15 protein-coding genes are annotated in these 20942 nt (G+C 73.9%); 7 read left to right on the top strand and 8 right to left on the bottom strand.

The features are described 5' to 3' along the window. Positions 1-222: 222 nt before the first annotated feature. Complete coding sequence (locus Q8791_RS22515) at positions 223-1020, top strand: siderophore-interacting protein (RefSeq protein WP_330093761.1); 798 nt, start codon at positions 223-225, stop codon at positions 1018-1020. A 406-nt stretch (positions 1021-1426) separates the two neighbouring features. On the opposite strand, the gene Q8791_RS22510 is transcribed toward Q8791_RS22515, so the two are convergent. Both Q8791_RS22510 and Q8791_RS22505 read right to left on the bottom strand, forming a co-directional pair. Beyond that, entirely contained in the window at positions 1427-3262 is a 1836-nt protein-coding gene (locus tag Q8791_RS22510; protein WP_330093760.1) for an ABC transporter ATP-binding protein, read from the bottom strand. After that, positions 3259-4944: an ABC transporter ATP-binding protein gene (locus Q8791_RS22505; RefSeq protein WP_330093837.1), complete on the bottom strand. Its 1686-nt coding sequence runs from the start codon at positions 4942-4944 to the stop codon at positions 3259-3261. The genes Q8791_RS22510 and Q8791_RS22505 overlap by 4 nt, the downstream gene beginning before the upstream one ends. 416 nt (positions 4945-5360) lie before the next feature. Here Q8791_RS22505 and Q8791_RS22500 point away from each other — a divergent pair, with 416 nt between their 5' ends. The 3 genes from Q8791_RS22500 (at position 5361) to Q8791_RS22490 (ending at position 8522) form a co-directional block, all read left to right on the top strand. Continuing rightward, positions 5361-6131: a siderophore-interacting protein gene (locus Q8791_RS22500; RefSeq protein ID WP_330093759.1), complete on the top strand. Its 771-nt coding sequence runs from the start codon at positions 5361-5363 to the stop codon at positions 6129-6131. Between the two features lie 212 nt (positions 6132-6343). Next, positions 6344-7351, top strand: coding sequence for an ABC transporter substrate-binding protein (locus tag Q8791_RS22495; RefSeq protein WP_330093758.1), 1008 nt, complete (start codon positions 6344-6346; stop codon positions 7349-7351). 307 nt (positions 7352-7658) lie between these two features. After that, a complete protein-coding gene (locus Q8791_RS22490) occupies positions 7659-8522 on the top strand; it encodes a glycoside hydrolase family 16 protein (RefSeq protein ID WP_330093757.1) in 864 nt (287 codons plus the stop codon). Positions 8523-8639: 117 nt separating this feature from the next. Here the strand turns inward: Q8791_RS22490 and Q8791_RS22485 are convergent, their stop codons facing one another. Beyond that, a complete protein-coding gene (locus tag Q8791_RS22485) occupies positions 8640-9824 on the bottom strand; it encodes an alcohol dehydrogenase catalytic domain-containing protein (RefSeq protein WP_330093756.1) in 1185 nt (394 codons plus the stop codon). 292 nt (positions 9825-10116) lie between these two features. Between Q8791_RS22485 and Q8791_RS22480 the strand changes: the two genes are divergently transcribed. Beyond that, positions 10117-11817: a DUF885 domain-containing protein gene (locus Q8791_RS22480; RefSeq protein ID WP_330093755.1), complete on the top strand. Its 1701-nt coding sequence runs from the start codon at positions 10117-10119 to the stop codon at positions 11815-11817. Positions 11818-11878: 61 nt separating this feature from the next. Here the strand turns inward: Q8791_RS22480 and Q8791_RS22475 are convergent, their stop codons facing one another. The 5 genes from Q8791_RS22475 to Q8791_RS22455 form a co-directional block, all read right to left on the bottom strand. Beyond that, on the bottom strand, positions 11879-13363 hold the full coding sequence (locus tag Q8791_RS22475; RefSeq protein ID WP_330093754.1) for a serine hydrolase domain-containing protein: 1485 nt from the start codon (positions 13361-13363) through the stop codon (positions 11879-11881). A 112-nt stretch (positions 13364-13475) separates the two neighbouring features. Continuing rightward, the gene (locus Q8791_RS22470) at positions 13476-15848 is read right to left on the bottom strand and encodes a serine/threonine-protein kinase (protein ID WP_330093753.1); all 2373 of its coding nucleotides are present in this window, start codon (positions 15846-15848) and stop codon (positions 13476-13478) included. Positions 15849-16049: 201 nt separating this feature from the next. Beyond that, the gene (locus tag Q8791_RS22465) at positions 16050-16709 is read right to left on the bottom strand and encodes a response regulator transcription factor (RefSeq protein ID WP_330093752.1); all 660 of its coding nucleotides are present in this window, start codon (positions 16707-16709) and stop codon (positions 16050-16052) included. Beyond that, positions 16706-17860, bottom strand: a complete 1155-nt coding sequence (locus Q8791_RS22460) for a sensor histidine kinase (protein ID WP_330093751.1) — start codon at positions 17858-17860, stop codon at positions 16706-16708. Before Q8791_RS22460 ends, Q8791_RS22465 begins: the two co-directional genes overlap by 4 nt. Before the next feature lie 323 nt (positions 17861-18183). After that, positions 18184-18834 (bottom strand): CatB-related O-acetyltransferase, encoded by a 651-nt coding sequence (locus Q8791_RS22455; protein ID WP_330093750.1) that lies wholly within the window; start codon positions 18832-18834, stop codon positions 18184-18186. A 440-nt stretch (positions 18835-19274) separates the two neighbouring features. Between Q8791_RS22455 and Q8791_RS22450 the strand changes: the two genes are divergently transcribed. Together Q8791_RS22450 and bla are read left to right on the top strand one after the other, a co-directional pair. After that, complete coding sequence (locus tag Q8791_RS22450) at positions 19275-19790, top strand: DUF2255 family protein (protein ID WP_330093749.1); 516 nt, start codon at positions 19275-19277, stop codon at positions 19788-19790. Between the two features lie 246 nt (positions 19791-20036). Continuing rightward, positions 20037-20942: class A beta-lactamase (gene bla, locus Q8791_RS22445; protein ID WP_330093748.1), on the top strand; the 906-nt coding region annotated here is incomplete at its 3' end.

Here is a 20942-nt window from a genome sequence, read left to right as displayed (position 1 = left end):
TACTCCACCGGGCGACACGTGGCCCAGATACTGCAAACGTTTGCAGTTACACGCTGGCAACAATGGTGACTTGCGACACTCTTCGCGTCAACAGGTGCAGACGAAGGAATCCGCGATCCGAAGGATCCGGCCGGACACCGCTTCGACGCCGGGCAGTTGGTGAGGCTAACCTAACGCCGAGGGTTTTTCGCCCGTATGTACCACTGAGGAGGAAGAGGCACCGTGCGCATCGAACACCCGCGCCACCGCGCGATGATCCGCACCCGCGTGGTGCGCACCACCCGCGTCAGCAAGCACTTCGTCACGGTGACCCTCGGCGGCGGTGAGCTGGAGGGATTCGACTTCCTCGGACGCGACCAGTTCGTGCGCCTCTTCCTCCCCCGGGAGGGACAGGAACGGCTGCACATGCCCGCCGACGCGGACAAGCGCTGGGTGGAGCAGCTGTACGCCATGCCGGACGACCGCAAACCGCACGTGCGCAGCTACTCCGTCCGCCGCTTCGCCCCGGAGGCGCTCGAACTCGACCTGGAGTTCGTGGACCACGGCGACGCCGGACCGGCCTCCGCCTGGGCCGCCACCGCGGCGCCCGGCGACGAGGCGGGACTACTCGCCGACGGCGTGTACTACGTACCCTCCGAGGGGACCGACTGGCAGCTCCTGGTGGGCGACGAGAGCGCCGTGCCCGCCCTGGTCTCGATCCTGGAGCAGGCCCCCGACGACCTGAGGGCCCAGGTCTACCTGGAGGTGCCCTCGCCCGACGACGTCCGGCCGCTGCCCGACCTGCCCGGCGTGGACGTGCACTGGCTGCCCCGTACCGACCCGCACGCCCTCCCCGGCAAGCTCGCCCTGGACACCGTGCGCGCCGCCGCGTTCCCGGAGGGCCGCCCCTTCTGCTTCGTCGCCGGTGAGAACGCCCTGCCCACCGGCCTGCGGCGGGTGCTGGTCCGCGAGCGCGGCGTCCCCAAGTCCGACATCGCGTTCGTCGGCTACTGGCGCCACGGCACGTCGGCCATGGACTGACCGGTCGTCCCCTCCCCCGCGACCCCGGCCCGCACGAGGGGAAGCTTAGACACGGGGAAGGCCCTCACGTGAGGAGACCGCTCGGCCTTGCCGTGGCCGGTCCCGGCCAGGAGCACGTCCACGCGGGACAGGACGGCGAAGCGCGAGTGCGAGGCAGGACAGCCGGAGGAACAGGTGTCAGCGGCAGGTACGGCCGGTGGGCGGCCCTCTGCCGGCTCGCGGCTCCGGGCGTGGAAGCCTGGCGGCATGGACACGTTCGCGGGCCGGCTCGACGGCGCATGGGAGTGGTGTGACGCTGCCGTCTCGGCGGCGCAGGAGGGGCGCCGGGCCCCGGGGAACCGTGTGGGCCCCGACGCCGGACGGGCCGGACACCGCGGCTGCGGTGTCCGGCCCGTCCTCGTCCGCGCTACGGCGCGGGCACCCCACCGTCCGGGACCGGCGTGCCCTGCCAACTGCTCCAGAGCGCGGCGTAGCGGCCTCCGGCGGCGACCAGTTCCGCGTGCGGCCCCTGTTCGACGATCCGGCCCTGGTCCATCACCACCACCCGGTCCGCGGTCTCGGCCTGGGTGAGCCTGTGCGCCACGACGAGGGTGGTGCGCCCTGCGGTGGCAGCGGCGGCGGCCCGCTCCAGGCGGCGGGCGCCGGAGCTGCCCGCCTCGGCCGTGGCCTCGTCCAGGACGGCGACGTCCGGGTCCGCCAGGACCAGGCGGGCCAGCGCCAGGTGCTGGGCCTGTTCGGCGGTCAGCGCGTGGCCGCCCTCGCCGACGACCGTGTCCAGCCCCTGGGGCAGGGCCCGCACCCACTCCAGGGCGCCGACGGCCGCCAGGGACTCCTCGGCGTCGGCCGCGGTGGCCTCGGCGCGGGCCAGCCGCAGGTCCTCCATGAGCGTCCCGGCGAACACGTGGCTCTCCTGGCTGACCAGGTACACGTGCTCGCGCACCCGGCGCTCCCCGAGCTCGTCGAGGGGGACGCCACCCAGGTAGACGGTCCCCCGGCTGGGTGTGCGGAGCCCGCTCACCAGGGCGGCCAGCGTAGTCTTGCCCGCACCGCTGGCCCCGACCAGGGCGACCCGCTCCCCGGCAGCGACGTCCAGGGTCACGTCCTCCAGGGCGGGCGGCGCCCCGGTCCCGTAGGAGTGGGTGACGTCCTCGATCCGCAGGGTGGATCCCGCGGGCCCCTCCTCGGCACCCGGGTCGCGGTCCTGCGGGAGGTCGACGACACCTGCCAGCCTGGCCAGGCTGGCCCCGGCCGACTGGACCTCGTTGAAGTTCATCACCAGGAGCATCATCGGTCCGAACAGGCGGTGGAAGTACAGGGCGGCGGCGGTGACCATGCCGACCGTGGCCAGGTCGCCGCGCACCAGCCAGAACCCGGTGATCAGGACGGCGGTCAGGCCCACGCACTCGGCTGCGTTGAGGCGCGACCCGAACCTGGTGAACAGCCGGAACACCTCGACGGTGATGTCCCTGGCCGCGCGGGAGCGGTCGGCGACGCGGCTCTCGTGTTCCTTCTCCAGGCGGTAGGCGCGCACGGCGCCGCGCCCGCGCAGAGCCCCCATCATCGCGTGCGAGCGCTCGCCCATGGCAACGCGTTCGCGTGCGTAGTAGGGGCCGGAGCGGGGCAGGTACCAGCGCACGGCCGTCACGTACACGGGCAGGGCGCAGAGCCCGGCCAGGCCCAGGCGCCAGTCCAGGGCGGTCATGCCCGCCGTGGTGAGCAGCACCGTGGCCAGGGCGACCACCACGTCGGGCCCGTTGCGGGCGATGCTGGCGGTGACCACGGCGACGTCGTCGCCGACCCTGGACAGCAGGTCGCCGATACGGACCCGTTCGAGCCTGGTGGCGGGCATGTGCAGGACCCGGTCCATCACGCGCTCGCGCAGCCGGGCCAGGATCATCTCGCCGACCCGGGTGACCAGCCACGAGCCCAGTCCCACGAGGAGTCCGCCGACCACCGCGGCGGCGGCGATCAGCCCGGCCGAGCGCAGGACGGAGTCCAGGCCGGCTCCGGCGGAGATGTCGTCGACCATCCGGCCCAGCACCCAGGGGGCGACCAGTCCGGCGGCGCTGCCCGCGAGGACCGTGAGCAGGGCCAGGGGCGTGGCCCACCCGGTGCGGCGCACGCCCTCGCCGAGGACGGCCCAGGTCCTGCGGGCGGTGGCGGTGGGGAGCAGGTCGGCGTCCCTGGGGGCCGCGACGGCCCGGGACGTGTCCGCGGTGTCCGCGGATGTGGTCGCGCTCATCGGAGCACCGCCTCGCCGTAGTGCCGGTCTTCCTCGACCAGTCGTGCGTGTGTTCCGGTGCGGTGGACGCGGCCCCCGACGAGGACCACGACCCGGTCGGCGCGGGACAGCAGGGCCGGGCTGGCCGCCACGACCAGGGTCGCCCCAGCCGTGGAGCGCCCGGTCCTCGCCGCGGCGACGCCCCGCGCGATGGCCTCCTCGGTGACCGCGTCCACGGCCGTGGTGGGGTCGTGCAGGACGAGCACGGGCGGGTCGGAGGCCAGGGCGCGGGCCAGGGCCACGCGCTGGCGCTGTCCGCCGGACAGGTTGGTCGCCTGGTCGGAGACGGGCCGGTCCAGGCCGTCGGGGTGGCCGACGACCAGGTCCTCGGCGGAGGCCGCCCGCAGGGCGTCCAGCAGCCGCTCGTCGTCGGGGTCGGCGCCGGTGACCAGGTTGGAGCGCAGGGTGCCCTCGAACAGGGCGGACCCGTGCTCCTCGACCAGGACCGTGGCGCGCAGGGCGGCCAGGTCAAGGTCGTGGACGGGGACTCCGCCGACGGTGACGGAGCCGTCGGTGCCCTCGGGGTCGCCGCGGCCAGAGAGGAGTTCCAGCAGCGCCTCGGCGTCGCGGGGATCCGTGGCGAGCACGCCGACGAACTCGCCGGGGACGAGGCGCAGGTCCACGTCGCTCAGGGTGCGGTAGGAGACGCCGGACAGTTCCACGAGCGCTGCCTCACCGGCGCCCCCCGGGGACCTGTCCCCGGGGGTGACGGCGTCGGGCGCGTTGAGCAGTCGGACCAGCCGCTCGGCGGAGGCGCGGGCGGTGGCGAAGATCTGGCCGACCATGCCCAGGCCCTGGACGGGCTCGGCCAGGAACTGGGCGAGGCCGATCACGATGACGAGTTCGCCGATGGTGAGGCGTCCCTCCAGTGCCATCCACCCGGCCACGCCGGCGACGCAGGCGAGGAACACGGCGCTGGCGGCGGTGACCAGTCCCCGGTAGACGCCGTTGCTGGCGGCGGCGCCGACCGACGCCTCCAGCGCGCGCACGCTCGCGGAGCGGTAGCGGAGGGCGGCGTTGTGGCGGGCGCCGATCCCCATGAGGACGCGCAGACCGGTGACCAGGTCGGTGGCCAGGGCGGTCGCCCCGGCGGCGGTGGCCTGTTTGGCCTCGCTGCGCCGGGTGATGTGGGCCGCGGGGATGCGCAGGAGCAGCATGAGGAGGGGGACGCCGACGAGGACGCCGAGGCCGAGCGGGACGTCGACCATCAGCAGGGCGACGGTGGTGACGACGATCGCGACCGTGACGGCGATCCCCGCCGCCCAGGCGCGCACGTAGAGGGCGGCCTGTTCGGCGTCGGAGGTGGCCACGGACAGGACCTCGCCCACGCGCAGCCCGCTGCGCTCGCCGCGCGGGTCGAGGGCGCGGCGCGCGGCCTCGACCCTGAGCAGGTGCGCCTCGTTCTCGGTGGCCCGCAGGGAGTAGCGGGCCCCTGTGCGGTAGGCGAGGGCGAGGACGGTGAAGAGCAGCGCGGTGCCCGCGACGCAGTAGGCCAGGGCGGTGATGTTCCCGGGGACCACGGCCAGGTCGATGGTCAGGCCGATGGCGACGGGGACGAGGGCCTCGGCGACCTGGTGCAGGGAGAGCAGGACGACGCCGAGGGAGACGTGGCGGCGGTTGCGGCGGAGGGTGCGGCGGCGCAGGGCCCGCGCGCTGTCGGGGGCGCCCTGGGGGCGCGTCCGCGGCGCCGGGGTGGCCGGATCTGCGTCGGGGGGCGCGGTGTCAGGGGGCCCGACCGTGCCGGTGGAGGCGCTCACCTGGTGCGTCCTCTCTCTTCGGGGTGCGCGACCCCGTACAGTCGTGTACTCATCCGATGTTCTGTTCCCCCTGCCGTGTTGTGCCCTGGCCAGGCTAGTCAGGCCGCCCGGCCGCGCCGAACACGACCCCGGCCGCCTGACCACGATGGACCTTGGTTAGGCTAACCTTTGCCCGCCGTGACGGCGAACCCGTCCGCACGCCGGGGCCCCGTCGCGGCCCCGGACCAGGACGCGCCCCGGCGAACCCCGCACCCCGAACGAGAGGCCTTCCGTTGCGCATCAGGTATCCGACTCGACGGAGCATGGTCCGGGCCAGGGTGGTGCGCACCGAGCAGACCACCGACAACTTCGTCACGGTGACGGTCGGCGGCGAGGAACTGGCCGGATTCGAGTTCATGGGTCTGGACCAGTGCACGAGGATCCTCTTCGCACGGCCGGGCCAGGACCGGCTGCACCTCCCCCAGGCCTCCGCCGACGACGGCTGGGTGGCCGAGTTCCGCGCGATGCCCGAGGACCGCCGCCCCCACGTCCGCAACTACACCGCCCGCCGGTTCGACGCCGAGGCCCTGGAGATGGACATCGAGTTCGTCGCCCACGGGGACGAGGGGCCCGCGTCGGCGTGGGCCCTGGGTGCGCGCCCGGGTGACGAGCTGGGGCTGCTGGCGGAGGGCATCTACTACCTTCCGCCGGAGGACGCCGACTGGCACCTGCTGGTGGGTGACGAGAGCGCGCTTCCGGCGCTGCTGTCGATCCTCGAACAGGCTCCGGCCGACCTTCGCGGGCTGGCGTTCCTGGAGGTCCCCTCCTCGGCCGACATCCGCGAGGTCTCCGCCCCCGCCGGGGTGGAGGTGCGCTGGCTGGCGCGCGACGGCGCGCGCACCACCCCCGGCAAGCTGGCGCTGGAGACGGTGAGCGGGGCCGAGCTGCCCGGGGGCCGCCCCTACTGCTTCGTGGCCGGCGAGAACGGGCTGCCCACCGGCCTGCGCCGGGTACTGGTGCGCGACCGCGGCGTGGCCAAGGAGGACGTCACGTTCATCGGGTACTGGCGCGCGGGCGCGGAGGCCTACGCCTGACCCCGGGCCCGCGGCCCCGGCCGTGAGGCTCGTCCCACGCAGCGCGGGTCGGGGGCGGACGACGGTGTCGTCCGCCCCTGACCTTTCGGCCGCTTCCGCGCCCGCCAACCCTTCCACCCCCCGATGTCCGGTTTGCGCAACGGCCCCGCCTGATCCACTATGAGTCTGACTTAGGTGAGCCTAAGCTCATCTCCTTGACTGAATGAGGCCCCATGAACCGCGGTCCGCTGACCCGCGGCGGCGCGATCGCCGCCGGCGCTCTGTCCATCCTGATGCTCGCCGCCTGCGGTGGTTCCGCGTCCGACGCCGAGGAGGGCGGGTCGGGCGAGGCCGCCGAGGGCTTCCCCGTCACCGTCGAGACCCTGTTCGGCGACGTGGAGATCGAGGACCGGCCGACCGACGTCGCCGCCCTCGGCTGGTCCGACGCCGAGACGGCGCTCGCCCTGGGCGTGCAGCCCGTCGGCGTGGCCGACTGGCAGGGCTACGGCGGTGCGGGGGTGGGCCCCTGGGCCGCCGACCTGCTCGACGAGGAGCCGGTCCAGCTCGGCACCATGGAGCCCAACCTGGAGGCGATCGCCTCCCTGGAGCCCGACGTCATCCTCGACACCCGCTCCGACCACACGCAGGAGCGCAACGAACTGCTCTCGCCGGTCGCCCCCGTGGTCGGCCCGCCCCCCGGCGTCGAGGTGACCTACGGCACCACCTGGCAGGAGCAGACCCGCCAGGTGGCCCGGGTGCTCGGCGAGGACGCGCGGGGCGAGGAGCTCGTCGAGGAGCTGGAGGGCCGCTTCGCGCAGGCCCGTGAGGACAACCCCGACTTCGAGGGCATGACCATCGCGGTCGGCGCCTACTTCGACGGCCAGTACGGCGCCTACGTCCCCGGGGACGCTCGGGTCGACCTGCTGGAGGAGCTGGGCTTCGAGAACAAGCCCGAGATCACCGAGATGGCCGAGGACGCCTTCTACGTGGACCTGAGCCCGGAGCTGCTGGAGGTCCTGGACGCGGATCTGACCGTGGTCTTCCCCATCGGCGACGAGGAGACCACGCGCTTCCTGCACGAGGACCCGGTCCTCCAGGGCATCCCGTCCGCCGAGGACGGCCGCCTGCTCATCATGGACGACCCGGACCTGGCCAACGCCTTCTCCAGCGGCTCGACCCTGGGCGTCACCCACGCCCTGGAAGGGGTCGTCCCGCTGCTCCAGGAGTCCCTCGGGAGCTGACCCCCGCCCCCTGCGCGACGGGCACTCCCCGCCCGCCCTCCGCCCTCCGGCCCCGTGGAGCATCCGCCCCGCGGGGCCTTCGGCGTCCGCGGACCCCGCGGCCCGCAGGGCGCCGCCGAGGTGGGAGCGTTCCCCATTTTTCCCGAACCCCCCTTGCCCGCAGCCGCTCGGGTACGTACAGTCACTGAACACTTGTTCAGTGGGCACCCGCCCACTCGGGGCGACCGCCCCACGACCCGTGCGGAACCCGCTACTCCCCGCGTGTCACGGCGGCGGCCCCGGCACCGACGACTCCCACGGAGCCCGTATGACCAGGACGAAGAACCCCCGCCGCACCGCCACCGCCGCCACCGCGGTCGCGGCCTCCGCCGCACTCGCCGCGGCGGTGCTCACCGCCCCCCACTGGAACGCGGCGAGCGCGGGGCAGACCGACGCCGACCTGAGCTCGGCCCCCGGCGACCTCGTCTGGTCCGACGAGTTCGACGGCGCGGCGGGCAGCGCACCCGACGCCGCCAACTGGAACCACGAGACCGGTGACCACGGCTGGGGCAACAACGAGCTGCAGAACTACACCGAGAGCCGCGACAACTCCGCCCTCGACGGCAACGGCAACCTCGTGATCACCGCACGCCAGGAGGCGGACGGCTCCTACACCTCCGCACGCATGACCACCCAGGGCAAGGTCGAGCACGCCTACGGGCGGATCGAGGCGCGCATCCAGATCCCCACCGGCCAGGGGGTGTGGCCCGCCTTCTGGATGCTCGGCTCGGACTTCCCCGAGACCGAGTGGCCCGACTCGGGCGAGATCGACATCATGGAGAACGTCGGGCACATCCCGGGCACCGTGCACGGCACCGTCCACGGCCCCGGGTACTCGGGCGGCGGCGGGATCGGCGCCTCCTACGACCACCCGGACGGCGGGGCCTTCACCGACGACTTCCACGTCTTCGCGGTCGACTGGACTCCCGGCTCGATCACCTGGTCCGTGGACGACGTCCCGTTCAACACCATCACCACGGCCGACGTGGGCGGGAACCCCTGGGTGTACGACCAGGAGTTCTTCATGATCCTCAACGTCGCGGTCGGGGGCGAGTGGCCGGGCTACCCGGACGAGACCACCCAGCTGCCGCAGGAGCTGGTGGTCGACTACGTGCGGATCTACGAGCAGTGATCCCGACCCGGCGCTGAGGCACGGCCCGGGGCCGCGCGCCCCGGGCCGTGGCCGCTCCGCCGGTCGGGTGCGCCCGACCGGCGGAGCCGTCGGGGCGGAGCCGTCAGGGCGGAGCCGTCAGGGCCGGAAGACGGTCTTGACCATGCCGCCCGCCTTCTTCTGGAACGCCTCGTAGGCGCGCGGGGCGTCCTCCAGGGACAGGTGGTGGGTGGCGAAGTCCTCCACCCCCAGCACGTCCTCGTCGTCCAGGAGCGGCAGGATCTCGGGCGCCCAGTGGCGCACGTTGGCCTGGCCCATCCTGAGCTGGATCTGCTTGTCGAAGAGCGTCAGCATGGGCATCGGGTCGGTCATGCCCCCGTAGACACCGATCAGGGACACGGTCCCTCCGCGCCTGACCAGGTCGATCGCGGTGTGCAGTGCCGAGAGCCGGTCCACGCCCGCCGTCTCCATCAGCTTCGCGGCGGCGCTCCGGGGCAGGAGCGAGACCATCTTCTGGGCGATCCTCGCCGGGCCGTGCCCGGACGCCTCCATGCCGACGGCGTCGATGACCGCGTCCGGCCCCTGGCCGCGGGTGCGCTCGCGGATCTTTCCGACCAGGTCCTCGGTACCGCCGGAGGAGTCGAAGACCTCCACCCCCCGGGCGGCGGCGCGTGCGCGGCGCTCGGGCACCGGGTCCGCGCCGAACACGTCTCCCGCCCCCAGGTGGCGGGCGACCCGGCAGCACATGTCGCCGATCGGCCCCAGCCCCAGGACCGCCACCGAACCCCCCGCGGGCACGTCCGCGTAGCGGACCGCCTGCCAGGCTGTCGGCAGGACGTCGGAGAGGAACACGTACCGGTCGTCGTCCCCCTGGGCCGGCACCTGGATGGCGTTGGCCTCCGCCCGTGGCACCCGCAGGTACTCGGCCTGCGCACCGGGCACGGAGCCGTACAGCGAGCTGTAGCCGTAGATCCGCGCGCCCATGCCCTGGTCGTCGTCCCTGGTGTTCTCACACTGGGTCTGGAGTCCGCTGCCGCACATGGCGCAGTGCCCGCAGGAGATCTGGAAGGGGATGACGACCCGGTCGCCCGGGGCCAGGGCCGTCACACCGGCGCCGACCTCCTCGACGACTCCCAGGGGTTCGTGTCCGAGCACGTCTCCCGGGGTCATGAAGGGACCGAGCACCTCGTACAGGTGCAGGTCGGAGCCGCACAGGCCCGAACTGGTGACCCGGATGACCGCGTCACCGGGGTCCTCGATACGCGGATCGGGGACGTTGACGGTGTCGACGTCCCTCGTACCGTTCCACACGACTGCCCTCATGGCTCCCCCTGGTGTCGCCTCCTGCGGTCGGCGCCCGGGGCCCGTGCTGCCCGTGGGCGGCCGTGCCCGCCCACTACCCCCGCGCCCGCGACGGAAAACGGGCGCCCGGGTCGGCCGACGGAAAAATTCGGTACCGAAAGCATGGGATACCCGCGGGCACGCCCATCCGGCCTCCATGGACGACGCCCCGGGGCCCCGTCCCCGCACCCCCGGGACGAGGCCCGCCGCCGCTGTCCCTGCGCCACCGCGCCGGGGTACCCTCCCCCCACGCGCCACCCCCGGGGAGATCCGCATGACCATCGCCCAGCTCGCCGACGAGCTCGTGGACGCCCTGTTCGACGCCGACCCCGTCAGGGCCTCGCTCCTGGGAGTGCGCGACCGCGAGGACCGGCTGGCCGACCACACCGAGGCCGGTGAACACGCCCTGAGGGCGAGGATCGCGGCCGTCGCAGCGCGGGCCGGGGCCGTCGATCCGGGCGGCCTCGACGAGGGTGACCGCACCACACGGGCGGTCCTCCTCCAGCAGGCCGGGGCCGAGCTGGACCGCATCGCCGCCCGCGGTGTCGAGTACACCGTCACCGACTCCTTCTTCGACCCGGTCGTGGGCACGCTGTCCCGGCTGTCGATGACCGGCATCACCGAGGCGGAGCACGCCGACGGCTACCTGGCCCGCCTCTCCGGGCTTCCGGGCCTGTTCGACGCGATCGCCGGGAGGCGGCGTGCGGGTGTCGCCGCGGGCCGCTTCCCCGTGCGGCGGTCGGCGGAGGCCGCGGTCGCCCACCTCACCCGCTACCTCGCCGCTCCGGAGGACGACCCGCTGCGCCGCCCCGGACCGGCCGCCGGCTCCGGGTCCGCGGCCTTTCGAGCCGCGCGCGACCGGTTGCTCACCGACGTCGTCCATCCGGCCGTGGCGCGCCACCGCGACGCCGTCGCCGCCGACGTGGTCCCGCACGGCCGCTCCGACGACAGGGCCGGGCTGTGCTGGCTGCCCGGTGGCGCCGACCACTACGCCCGCCTGGTCCGGGGCCACACCACCACGGAACGGACCCCGGACGACCTGCACCGGGCCGGGCTGGACGCGCTGGCGGGGCTCTCCGAGGAGTACGCGCGGATCGGCGGCCGGGTGTTCGGCACCGGCGACCGGGCCGAGATCCTCGCCAGACTGCGCACCGACCCGGCGATGCGCTGGCGCGACGCCGACGAGCTGCTCGGGGCCGCGAGGGCGGCCGTCCGACGCGCAGAGCGTGCCGCGCCCCGGTGGTTCGGCCGACTGCCGTCACGGGGATGCGCGGTGGAGGCGGTGCCGGAGGCCGAGGCGCCGGGCGCCCCGGTGGCCTACTACATGCCGCCGGCCGCGGACGGCAGCCGACCGGGCACCTACTACGCCAACACCTATCGGGCGGACCTGCGCGACCGGTACAGCGCCGAGGCGATCGCGTTCCACGAGGCCGTCCCCGGCCACCACCTCCAGCTCTCCCTCGCCCAGGAGCTGTCCGGCCTGCCGCTGCTGCGCAGGCTGGCCTCGGTCACCGCGTTCGACGAGGGCTGGGGCCTCTACGCCGAGCGCCTCGCGGACGAGATGGGCCTGTACGGCGACGGCGTCTCCAGACTCGGCATGCTCAGCGAGGACTCGTTGCGGGCCTGCCGCCTGGTCGTCGACACCGGACTGCACTCCAAGGGGTGGTCCCGTCGGCAGGCCGTCGACTTCATGGTCGCGCACACCGCCACTCCCCGGATGGAGATCGAGACGGAGGTCGACGGGTACCTCGCCGCGCCGGGGCGGGCACTGGCCTACATGGTCGGCCGGTGGGAGATCCAGCGCATCCGGGCGGAGGCGGAGGCCGCCCTCGGCGACCGGTTCGACGTCAGGGCCTTCCACGACGTGGTCCTGGGCAGCGGGCCGCTGCCCCTGGGCGTGCTCGACGAGGTGGTGCGGGCCCGGACCCGGGTCCCGGGCCGACCCACGGACGGCTCCGGTCCCCGCTCACGGTGAGTCCGCGCCCACGCGGCCGCGGCCCGGGGCGCCGCCACCGGCGCCCCGGCGGTCCGGGTGGTCAGGCCCCGTGCGCGCTCCGGGTGTCGGCGCCGCGCAGTCGCGGGATCGCGCGGACGCCGTGGTGGGCGTAGCGCTCCCCCGTGGGCAGGTCGTAGAAGGTGACCGGGATCCACGAGCGGGTTCCTCGGGGGCGCACCACGTAGAGGCCCTGCTCCACCGGGACCATGACGTGCTCCTGGACCGGCTCGGGGTCCACCTCGGCCAGGGGTCCCAGGGCGGTGGTCCGCAGCACGGTGTCCCCGTCCCTCTCGAACACCTCCAGGCGCAGCGAGGAGTGCTCGTAGGTGCCCAGGTCGCGTGCGGAGTCGACGTCGGCGGGTACCCGGGGCGCCTCCAGCCTGTCCCTGGTCCTCACCCCGGCGAGTTCGCGGAAGATCTCGCGGTAGAGCTCCTCGGACAGGTCGAGCGCGTGGCCGCCGTTGGTGAGCAGGACCACCGCCAGTCCGGTCTCCGGCGAGACCCGCAGGAACGCGGACTGTCCGATGGTGTTGCCGTCGTGGCCGACGAGCCGGTGACCGTTCCAGTCGTAGCGGATCCAGCCCAACCCCCAGGAGTCGCCCTGGCTGTGCACGTCGGGTACGGCGACCTGGAACTCGGTCATGGCGCGTACGCCCTCCTCGCTCAGGACGCGCGTACCGTCCTCCGCGAGGCCGCCGTTCAGGTGCATGCGGGCGAAGCGCAGGACGTCCTTCGCGGTCGAGTTGATGAGCCCGGCCGGTCCCATCGACCGGGGCAGCCCCCACACCGGGGCGCGTACCGGGTCGGGTAGTCCCCGCACGTGTCCGACGGCGGCGCCGTGCAGCACCGCCTCCTCCGGAAGCGTGCCGGTGTGCGACAGGCCGAGGGGGGCGAACAGCGACTCCCGCATGGCCGCGTCCCACGAGCCGCCGGTGAGCTTCTCGATGATGCGGCCCAGGAGCGGGAACCCGGAGTTGCAGTAGGAGAAGGTCGCCCCGAGGGGGTGGTTCTGCGCCGCGTCGGCGAGGAGGGCGACGTACCTCTCCAGGGTGTCGTCCCCCCGGCCGGTGTCGGTGAACAGGTCGCCGTCGATTCCGCTGGTGTGGGTGAGGAGGTGGCGCACCCGCAGCCGCTCGGTCGTCCCGGGGTCGGACAGCCGCAGTTCGGGCAGGACGTCGACCACCGGGGTGTCGAGGGTGAGGCGCCCCTGGTCGACCAGCTGCATGACGGCGGTGGCGACCCACACCTTGGTGATGGACCCGATCTGGAAGACCGACTCCGCGCCCACGGGGTGGCCGGTCTCCGTGTTGAGCACGCCGCAGGCGGCGTAGGCGTCCTGGTCGGGCTCCTGCGGCGCCCCCTCGGCGGCGGGGCGGCCCATCGCCAGGATGCCGAGTTGGGCGCCGGGCACCCCGTGCTCGTCGGCGAGTGCGCGGAGCCGCTCGCTCCAGTACGCCTCGTCGACCACGGCGGGGCGGGGGCCGGGGGTGGTCGTGTCCTCTGAGCGGGGTGCCGTGGTGGTCACGGGGGTTCCTCCTGGGTTCGGGCCGGGCACGCCCGTCCCGTCGCCGGTGCGGTGGGGCAGGCGCCTGGAAAGGTCCTATCACCGGACCGAGTGCGTACTGGGCGCGGGGTCCTCACCCGGGCAGGTCGGCGTCGGCCAGGATCTCCGCCAGCCCGCCGGTGCGGAAGTTGTCGACGACGATGATCTCCGACTCCGGCAGCAGCCAGTAGCGCTGTTCGTAGTAGGCGGACTGTTCGTCGGGGGCGATGCTGGTGAGGCAGGGGATGCTCCAGACCCGGTAGTAGGCCATCCGCTCGCCGACCGGGGCGAGGGACTGCACCTCCTGCGGCGGGCTCCCGCTGGCTCCGAGGGCGTCCTCGCACATCTCCATTCCCCCGCCGGGGTAGTACCGGTCGTCCTCGGTGAGGGGTTGCTGCCCCCGTCCGGTGGCGATGCGGCCGGGACCGCCGATCTCCACGTGCGGGCAGTCCAGCCGGTCCTCCAGAGTGCAGGGGTTGTCCGGGTCGGTGTTGACCAGGACCCACTCGTCGAAGATCTGTTCTCCGTCGGCGTTGGTGAAGGTGTTCTCGTCGGGGAGGGCCTGCCACTCCGCGGGCACCTCCAGGGTCATGCCGCGGAACTCCAGCGTCTGCGTCCGCGCCTCGTCGGGCCGGCCCCACGCGGCGTCGGCCAGGACGGCGTCGAACGCGCCGATCCCGTAGTTGTCGACGACGAGGATCCCCTGCTCCTCCATCAGCCAGAGCCGCTGGCCGAACTGCAGCACCGGTGACGCGTCTCCGTCGACGGGGTTGACGCAGAACGAGGCGCCCTCCGCGTAGGCCGCCTCCACCCCGCCCGCGTCGCGGGTGCCCCGGTCCCACTCCCGGTCAACAGCCTGGTCCACGGTGGAGGTGGGCACCCCTTCGGGGCAGGCGGTCGGATTGCTGCCCGGGTTGAACCCGTACGAGCCGTCGGCGGCCGCGCTCTCCGTCATGGGGCTGTAGCCCTCGCCGCCGTACTCGATCCCCGCGGGACCGAACACCTTGATGTGCCGGCAGCCCGTGTGGAGCCAGTCGGTCGAAGCGGTCGCGTCGCACGCCTCCTGGCCGCCCGGCCGGAGGACCAGCCACTCCTCCGTCGTGTACGGGCCGGGCTCGGAGAAGATCCCGAACTCGTCCTCGACGAGCTCCGACGTCCAGCCTTCGGGCAGGGTGAGGGACATGCCGCGGAACTCGACGCGGTCCCCCTCCGGCTCTGTCTCCTCCACGGTGGCGGTCTCCTCCCCGCCGAACGGCCAGACCGGCTCCCCGTCGTACAGCCGGCCGCCGACCCAGCCGCCCGTGGCCACGGCGGCGGTGGTGGCGACCGCGACCAGGGCCGCGGTGGCCTTGCCCATGCCCGCGACGGTGCCCGCGGTCACCGTGGCCGACGCCGTGAAGGCCGCCGACGAACCGGCCGTTCCCGCCGTCGCGGCGGCGGCACCGCCCGCGGCACCGCCTCCGGCGACGGCGGCCGAGGAGCCGGAGAGCAGCGCCACCGATCCGGCGACCGCCACCCAGGGGCCCGCGCCGCGCACGGCCTCGAAGCCCGTCCAGGTGGCGGCGAGCAGCGCGCCCAGCCGTTCGCGGGCGGCCTCGCGGGTCGGAACCGCCGTACCGGTGAGGGCGAGCGTCTCGGCGAGGGCCTCGGCGGCGCCGGGACGTGCGCCCGGGTCGCGGTCCAGGGCGCGGGCCACCAGCGGGCGCAGCTCGTCGGGCACCCCCTCCAGGTCGGGTTCGGCCCCGCGGGTGCGCGCGAGCAGGGTGGCGGTGTCGCCCGTGCCGAACGGGCCGTGCCCGGTGGCCGCGTACACGACGAGGCCTCCCCAGGCGAACATGTCGGAGCGCGGGTCGGAGGAGACGCCCCGCAACCGTTCGGGCGCGATCCATCCGGGGGTGCCGAACACGCCCGCCTCGGCGGTCGTGTCCTGTGTGTCGCGGGCGATCCCGAAGTCCAGGAGGGTGGGTCCGGTCGGGGCGAGGATGACGTTGGCGGGCTTGACGTCGCGGTGGACGATCCCGGCGCCGTGGACGGCGGCCAGGGCCTCGGCGGTACCGGCGGCGAACGACAGCAGCTGGTCGCCGGTGAGGACCCCGCGCTCGCGCACGTGCCCGCTCAGGGTGCGGCCGGGCACGAACTCGGTGGCCATCCACGGCTGTTCGGCGTGGGGCTCGGCGCCGAGGAACGCGGGGGCGCACAGGGCGTCGACCCGGGCCAGCAGTGCGGCCTCCCGGACGAACTGCTCCCGGAAGACGGGGTCGGCTGCGTGGCGGGGGTGGACCACCTTGAGGGCGACGTGGCGGCCGGCGGCGTCCAGGGCGCCGTAGACGGCCCCCATTCCGCCCGCACCGACCCTGCCGACGAGGCGGAACGGTCCGATGGCCGCCGGGTCCCCGGGGGCGAGGGGGGCGAACCCGGTGGGGACCGCCGGTGGCTGCGGGGCGGGGGTGTCCGCGCTGGGGGGCATGTGCTGCGCTCCGTCCGGTCCGGGCTCCGGATCGTCACGGCGACGGTGCGGAGCGTGTGTCGGCACCGGTGAGAGTCCTGGTGGCGGCGTCCGGTTCCGGCGTGCGCGAAGGTTTCGGCGGGCGGGCGGCTCCGGTGTCGGGGCGCCCGCCCGCGCGGCCCTGCCGGGTGGCCTTGCCGGGTGGCGCGGCCGGGTGGCGTGTCAGGTCACCAGACCCTGGCGGTAGGCGTAGACGACCGCCTGGACGCGGTCCCGGAGCGAGAGCTTCGTGAGGATGCGCGACACGAAGGTCTTGACGGTCTCCTGGCTCAGTACGAGCGCTCCGGCGATCTCCTTGTTGGAGAGGCCGTCCGCGATGAGGCGCAGGACCTGCAGTTCGCGGGGGGTCAGCGGGATGTCCTTCGGGGTGGCGTCGGCGGGCCTGACCCGGGAGGCGTACCTGCCCACGAGCTGGCGGGTCACCTCGGGGTCCAGCAGTGCGGCGCCGGCGGACACCGTCCGGATCCCGTGCAGCAGCTGGGCCGGGGGCGCGTCCTTGAGCAGGAATCCGCTCGCGCCCGCGCGCAGCGCCTCGTAGACGTACTCGTCCAGGTTGAAGGTCGTCACGACGAGCACCTTGACCGGCTGTGCCACCCCGGCGCCGGCCAGGCGGCGGGTGGCCTCGATGCCGTCGAGCACCGGCATGCGCACGTCCATCACGACGACGTCCGGGCGCAGCCGGTCGCTGAGGTCGATCGCGGCCTGCCCGTCCCCGCACTCCCCCACCACCTCAAGGTCGGGCTGGGCGTCGATGATCGTCACCAGTCCGGTGCGGATCAGCACCTGGTCGTCGCAGACCAGGACCCGGGTCGGAGCGGTCACGACCGGCTCCCTGCGGGGATGCGCGCCCGTACGACGAAGCCGCCGTGCGGTCCCGGGCCCGCGCTGAAGTCGCCGCCCAGGACGTCGACCCGTTCGCGGAGGCCGGCGAGGCCCCGCCCGCTCCCCCCGGGGGATCCGGCCGCTGAGCCGGAACCGTCCGTGCTGACCTCCACCTCGATCTCCTTCCGGCTGTGGTGCACCTGGACCGCGGTCCGGCTGCCGTGGGCGTACTTGAGCGCGTTGGTGAGGGCTTCCTGCACGACCCGGAAGGCCACGAGGTCGGCGCTGCCCCTGGTCTCCGCCGGGGTGCCCTCCTCGGTGAACTCCACCGGCTGCCCGGCCCGGCGCGTCTGCTCCACGAGCGGGAGGAGTCTGACGGCGGGCGGGGGCGTGTCCTGGGTGCCGTGGTCGGGGTTGAGCAGGTCGAGCAGGTGCCGCAGGTCGGTGATGGCGCGTCGACCGGTGTCGGTGACCGAGGTCAGGGACTGGTCGAGGCGGTCGGGCACGGCGGTCAGATAGCGGGCCGCCTCGGCCTGCACCACCATCGCGGTGACGTGGTGGGTCACGACGTCGTGGAGTTCGCGCGCGATGCGGGTGCGTTCGGCCGTGCGGGTGTCCTCGGCGACGCGGCGCCGGCGTTCGGCCTCCATGGCCCGGGTGGAGCGCAGCCACGCCCCGATCCCCCACATGAAGGCCAGCGCCAGGTAGAACGTCACGAACTCGAGCAGCGTCTCGCCCGCACCGAGCAGCGGGAAGAGGGCCGAGAGGACGACGTACGCGGCGGAGAAGGCGAGGACGGCGGCGCGCCGGCGCCCTTCCAGGTGGGCCGCCGTGCTCAGCACCGCGATGGCCAGGGCCGTGCCCGCCAGTGAGTGGTAGCCGCGGAGCTGGTCGAGGGCGAAACCGAGGGACACGAAGGTGAGGCAGACGACCGGCAGCCGTCTGCGCAGGGCGAGGGGGAGGCTCTGGAGGGCGACCGCGACGACGGCCAACAGGTCGAAGGGACGGTCCGGCATACCGCCGAACTGGGTTCCGAAGTTGTGGAACGCCGGGACGAACGACGTGAGGAGGATGAGCAGTCCCAGCGGGAGGTCCCGGGCCGTGACGTCGAGACCCCGCCACAGGTCCTGGACCCGGCGTGAATCGATCATCCGGGAAGTGTAGTGGTGGCGCGAACACGGTCGAAACGCCGGTCTCGGGGCCCGGTGCGGCCGCACCGGTGGGCGATCCGCGGGGAGGCCGTCGTCGCCAGGAGGCGGCGCGGAACCGGGTACGGGCCTGCCGCGCGCCGGCTCCGGTGGCCGTTCGTCGGACCCCGCGGCGCCTGCGGATCGATCTCGCGTGGAGGCCGCGCGGGCACGCCCCGGCGGGAGCCGCGACCGGACCGCCTCGCGGCGTCGGCCGCGACCGACCGGCCCTGCGCAGCGGCGCGTCGGGCCCAGCGGCCTTCACGCCGACGGGACCCGGCGGGCCGTCACCCCCGACCGCCGGCCGGGGCGGCGGCTTCGAGTTCGTCGACGCTGCCCGCCATGATCGTCCGCACGTGCTCGGTGATGTGTTCGGCGGGCCAGTCCCACCAGGCCACCGCGAGCATCCGGGCGACGTCCTCCTCGCCGAAGCGGGTGCGGATGAGGCGGGCGGGGTTGCCGCCGACGATGCCGTAGTCGGGCACGTCCGCGGTGACGACGGCCCCGGCGGCGATGATCGCGCCGTGTCCGATCCGTACGCCGGGCATGACCGTGGAGCCGTGGCCGAACCACACGTCGTTGCCGACGACCGTGTCCCCCCGGCCCGGCAGCCCGGAGATGAGGTCGAAGTGATCCGCCCACGAACCGCCCATCGTGGGGAAGGGGAAGGTCGAGGGGCCGTCCATGCGGTGGTTGGCGCCGTTCATGATGAACCGGGTTCCGGTGCCCAGCGCGCAGAACCTGCCGATGACCAGCTTCTCCGGCCCGTAGTGGTAGAGCACGTTGCGCGTCTCGAACGCGGTCGGGTCGTCGGGGTCGTCGTAGTAGGAGTACTCCCCGACCTCGATGAGCGGGGACGTGACCAGGGGCTTGAGCAGCACCACCCGCGGCTGGCCGGGCATCGGGTGGAGCTGCGTCGGGTCGGCGGGTACCGGCATGTCGGGGTGTTCCTCGGATCGGGGTCGTCTGACGTCGTCAGGTCCGATGATCCCAGCACCCGACTCACCAGCACACGCATTTTCGACCTGCGACAACACGCGTCCGCCGCCCGGCGCCGTCCCCCCGAGGATCCAGAACCTCGTCGGGCCGGCCCGACGGTGGGTGCGACAGGGCCTCCCTCGGAAAGCCCCCGGACCCTAGTCTGAACGGGTGGGGGCGGCTGACGGTCGCACGGCCCCGCACCCCCGGTCACCCGCCGGGGTTGCTCCGTGGTCGGGCTCCGCCCGGTGCGGCGGCCGGCCCGCGGGCGACCGGACGCCGCCTCCCGAGGCCCGCTCCCGGGATCGGGGACCGTGCGCGGATCATCGCGCCGGCTCCCGCCCCCGGCCGGTGCCCCCTGTCCGATGCCGCGAACGGAAAGCGAGATGACAGAACGCCGATGACGTGGACTCCCGAAGAGTTGACGCTGATCTCCTCCAGCGAGGAGATCGTCCTGACGGTCGCGCAAGGAAGGCGCGTGCTGAGGCGCGGGCAGAAGGTCTGGGTGGTGCGCGAGGGGGACGACCTCTACGTGCGCGCGCTGGGCGGCCCCGCCTCCGGTTGGTACCAGAACGCGCGCACCCGCCGCAAGGGCAGTATCCGGGCGGGGGGCCTGCGCAGGAACGTCGCGTTCGCGGCCGCCGACCCCGGGGCCCGCGCACGGATCGACGCCGCGTACCGGAGCAAGTACGGCCACTACGCCGCCGCCATCATCGAGACGGTGACCGGCCGTCAGGCGGCCTCCACCACGCTCCGGCTCGTGCCGTGCTCCCCGCAGTCGCCCACGTGCTCGGCGACCACGGCCCGGGACGCCTCCGGCCGCGGCTCCCGTGCAGGCGCCCTGACGGGACAGATCCCGTCCGGGCGGTGGCAGGCCCTGTTCGACCGTCCCCGCCGTCAGGGCGAGAACGCCTGAGCCCGTCGGGGCGACCGGTCACGGCCGCGTTCAGCAGCCACGAGCTGGACGTATGCCGTTCTCGCATGGGATTGGTCGTTTCCGTCTTGGACGGTATCGGCCGGGCGGCCCAGACTACGGGCAGGGCCGCGGACGGAGGCGGTGCTCCGGGGGGACCTCCCCTGCGGTGCACCGCCTCCGGCGGCCCGGCCGAACCGCGCCGCCCTGTCCGCAGGGCAGCGCGCACCAGACCAGGAGGAGACGTACATGTTGTTCCCCACGGCCCGGAGCACCGGGTTCGCGGCCCTGACCGCGCTCGTGCTCGTACCGGCCACCGCATGCTCGGGTTCGGCGACGGCGCCCGCCGCGGAGGCGGAGGTGTCGGGGGCCCAGACCGTGGCCGACGACCTCTCCGGCGAGTTCGAGCGGTTGGAGTCGGAGTTCGACGCCCGCCTGGGTGTCTACGCGGTGGACACCGGGACCGGTGAGGAGGTCGTCCACCGCGACGACGAGCGGTTCGGCTACGCCTCCACCCACAAGGCGTTCACGGCCGCCCTGGCCCTGGGGCAGAACACCCCCGAGGAGTGGGAGGAGGTCATCACCTACACCGCCGACGACCTGGTCGACCACTCCCCCGTCACCGAGGAGCACGTCGACACCGGGATGACGCTGCTGGAGGTGGCCGACGCCGCCGTGCGCTACAGCGACAACACCGCCGCCAACCTGCTGTTCGAGGAGCTGGGCGGGCCCGACGGGTTCGAGGAGGACATGAGGGCGATCGGCGACGACGTGATCTCGGCGGACCGCATCGAGACCGAGCTCAACCTCGTCCCCCCGGGGGAGACCCGGGACACGAGCACACCGCGCGCGATGGCCGAGAGCCTGGACAGGTTCGTGCTCGGGGACGTCCTGGAGGAGGAGCCGCGCACCGTGCTCACCGACATGCTCGTCAACAACACGACCGGCGACGAACTGATCCGCGCCGGGGTCCCCGAGGACTGGCGGGTCGGCGACAAGACCGGGGGCGGCAGCCACGGTTCGCGCAACGACATCGCCGTCGTCTGGCCCCCGGAGGGAGACCCCATCGTGATCGCGGTCATGTCCACCCGCGAGCAGGAGGGCGCCGAGTTCGACAACGCGCTGGTCTCCGGGGCGACGGAGATCGTCGTGGAG

It is taken from the genome of Nocardiopsis codii (assembly GCF_036327455.1).
Taxonomy (GTDB): domain Bacteria; phylum Actinomycetota; class Actinomycetes; order Streptosporangiales; family Streptosporangiaceae; genus Nocardiopsis; species Nocardiopsis codii.
The sequence above is the reverse complement of the archived record's forward strand: the minus strand, read 5'-3'. Positions and strand labels throughout refer to the sequence as shown.

Bases quoted from the DNA above. Each gene is read 5' to 3' on its own strand.
- Q8791_RS22485 (WP_330093756.1), bottom strand. From the start codon at position 9,824: ATGAGGGCAGTCGTGTGGAACGGTACGAGGGACGTCGACACCGTCAAC.
- Q8791_RS22455 (WP_330093750.1), bottom strand. From the start codon at position 18,834: ATGCCGGTACCCGCCGACCCGACGCAGCTCCACCCGATGCCCGGCCAG.
- Q8791_RS22500 (WP_330093759.1), top strand. From the start codon at position 5,361: ATGGTCCGGGCCAGGGTGGTGCGCACCGAGCAGACCACCGACAACTTC.
- Q8791_RS22480 (WP_330093755.1), top strand. From the start codon at position 10,117: ATGACCATCGCCCAGCTCGCCGACGAGCTCGTGGACGCCCTGTTCGAC.
- Q8791_RS22490 (WP_330093757.1), top strand. From the start codon at position 7,659: ATGACCAGGACGAAGAACCCCCGCCGCACCGCCACCGCCGCCACCGCG.
- Q8791_RS22495 (WP_330093758.1), top strand. From the start codon at position 6,344: ATGAACCGCGGTCCGCTGACCCGCGGCGGCGCGATCGCCGCCGGCGCT.
- Q8791_RS22460 (WP_330093751.1), bottom strand. From the start codon at position 17,860: ATGATCGATTCACGCCGGGTCCAGGACCTGTGGCGGGGTCTCGACGTC.
- Q8791_RS22510 (WP_330093760.1), bottom strand. From the start codon at position 3,262: ATGAGCGCGACCACATCCGCGGACACCGCGGACACGTCCCGGGCCGTC.
- Q8791_RS22450 (WP_330093749.1), top strand. From the start codon at position 19,275: ATGACGTGGACTCCCGAAGAGTTGACGCTGATCTCCTCCAGCGAGGAG.
- Q8791_RS22470 (WP_330093753.1), bottom strand. From the start codon at position 15,848: ATGCCCCCCAGCGCGGACACCCCCGCCCCGCAGCCACCGGCGGTCCCC.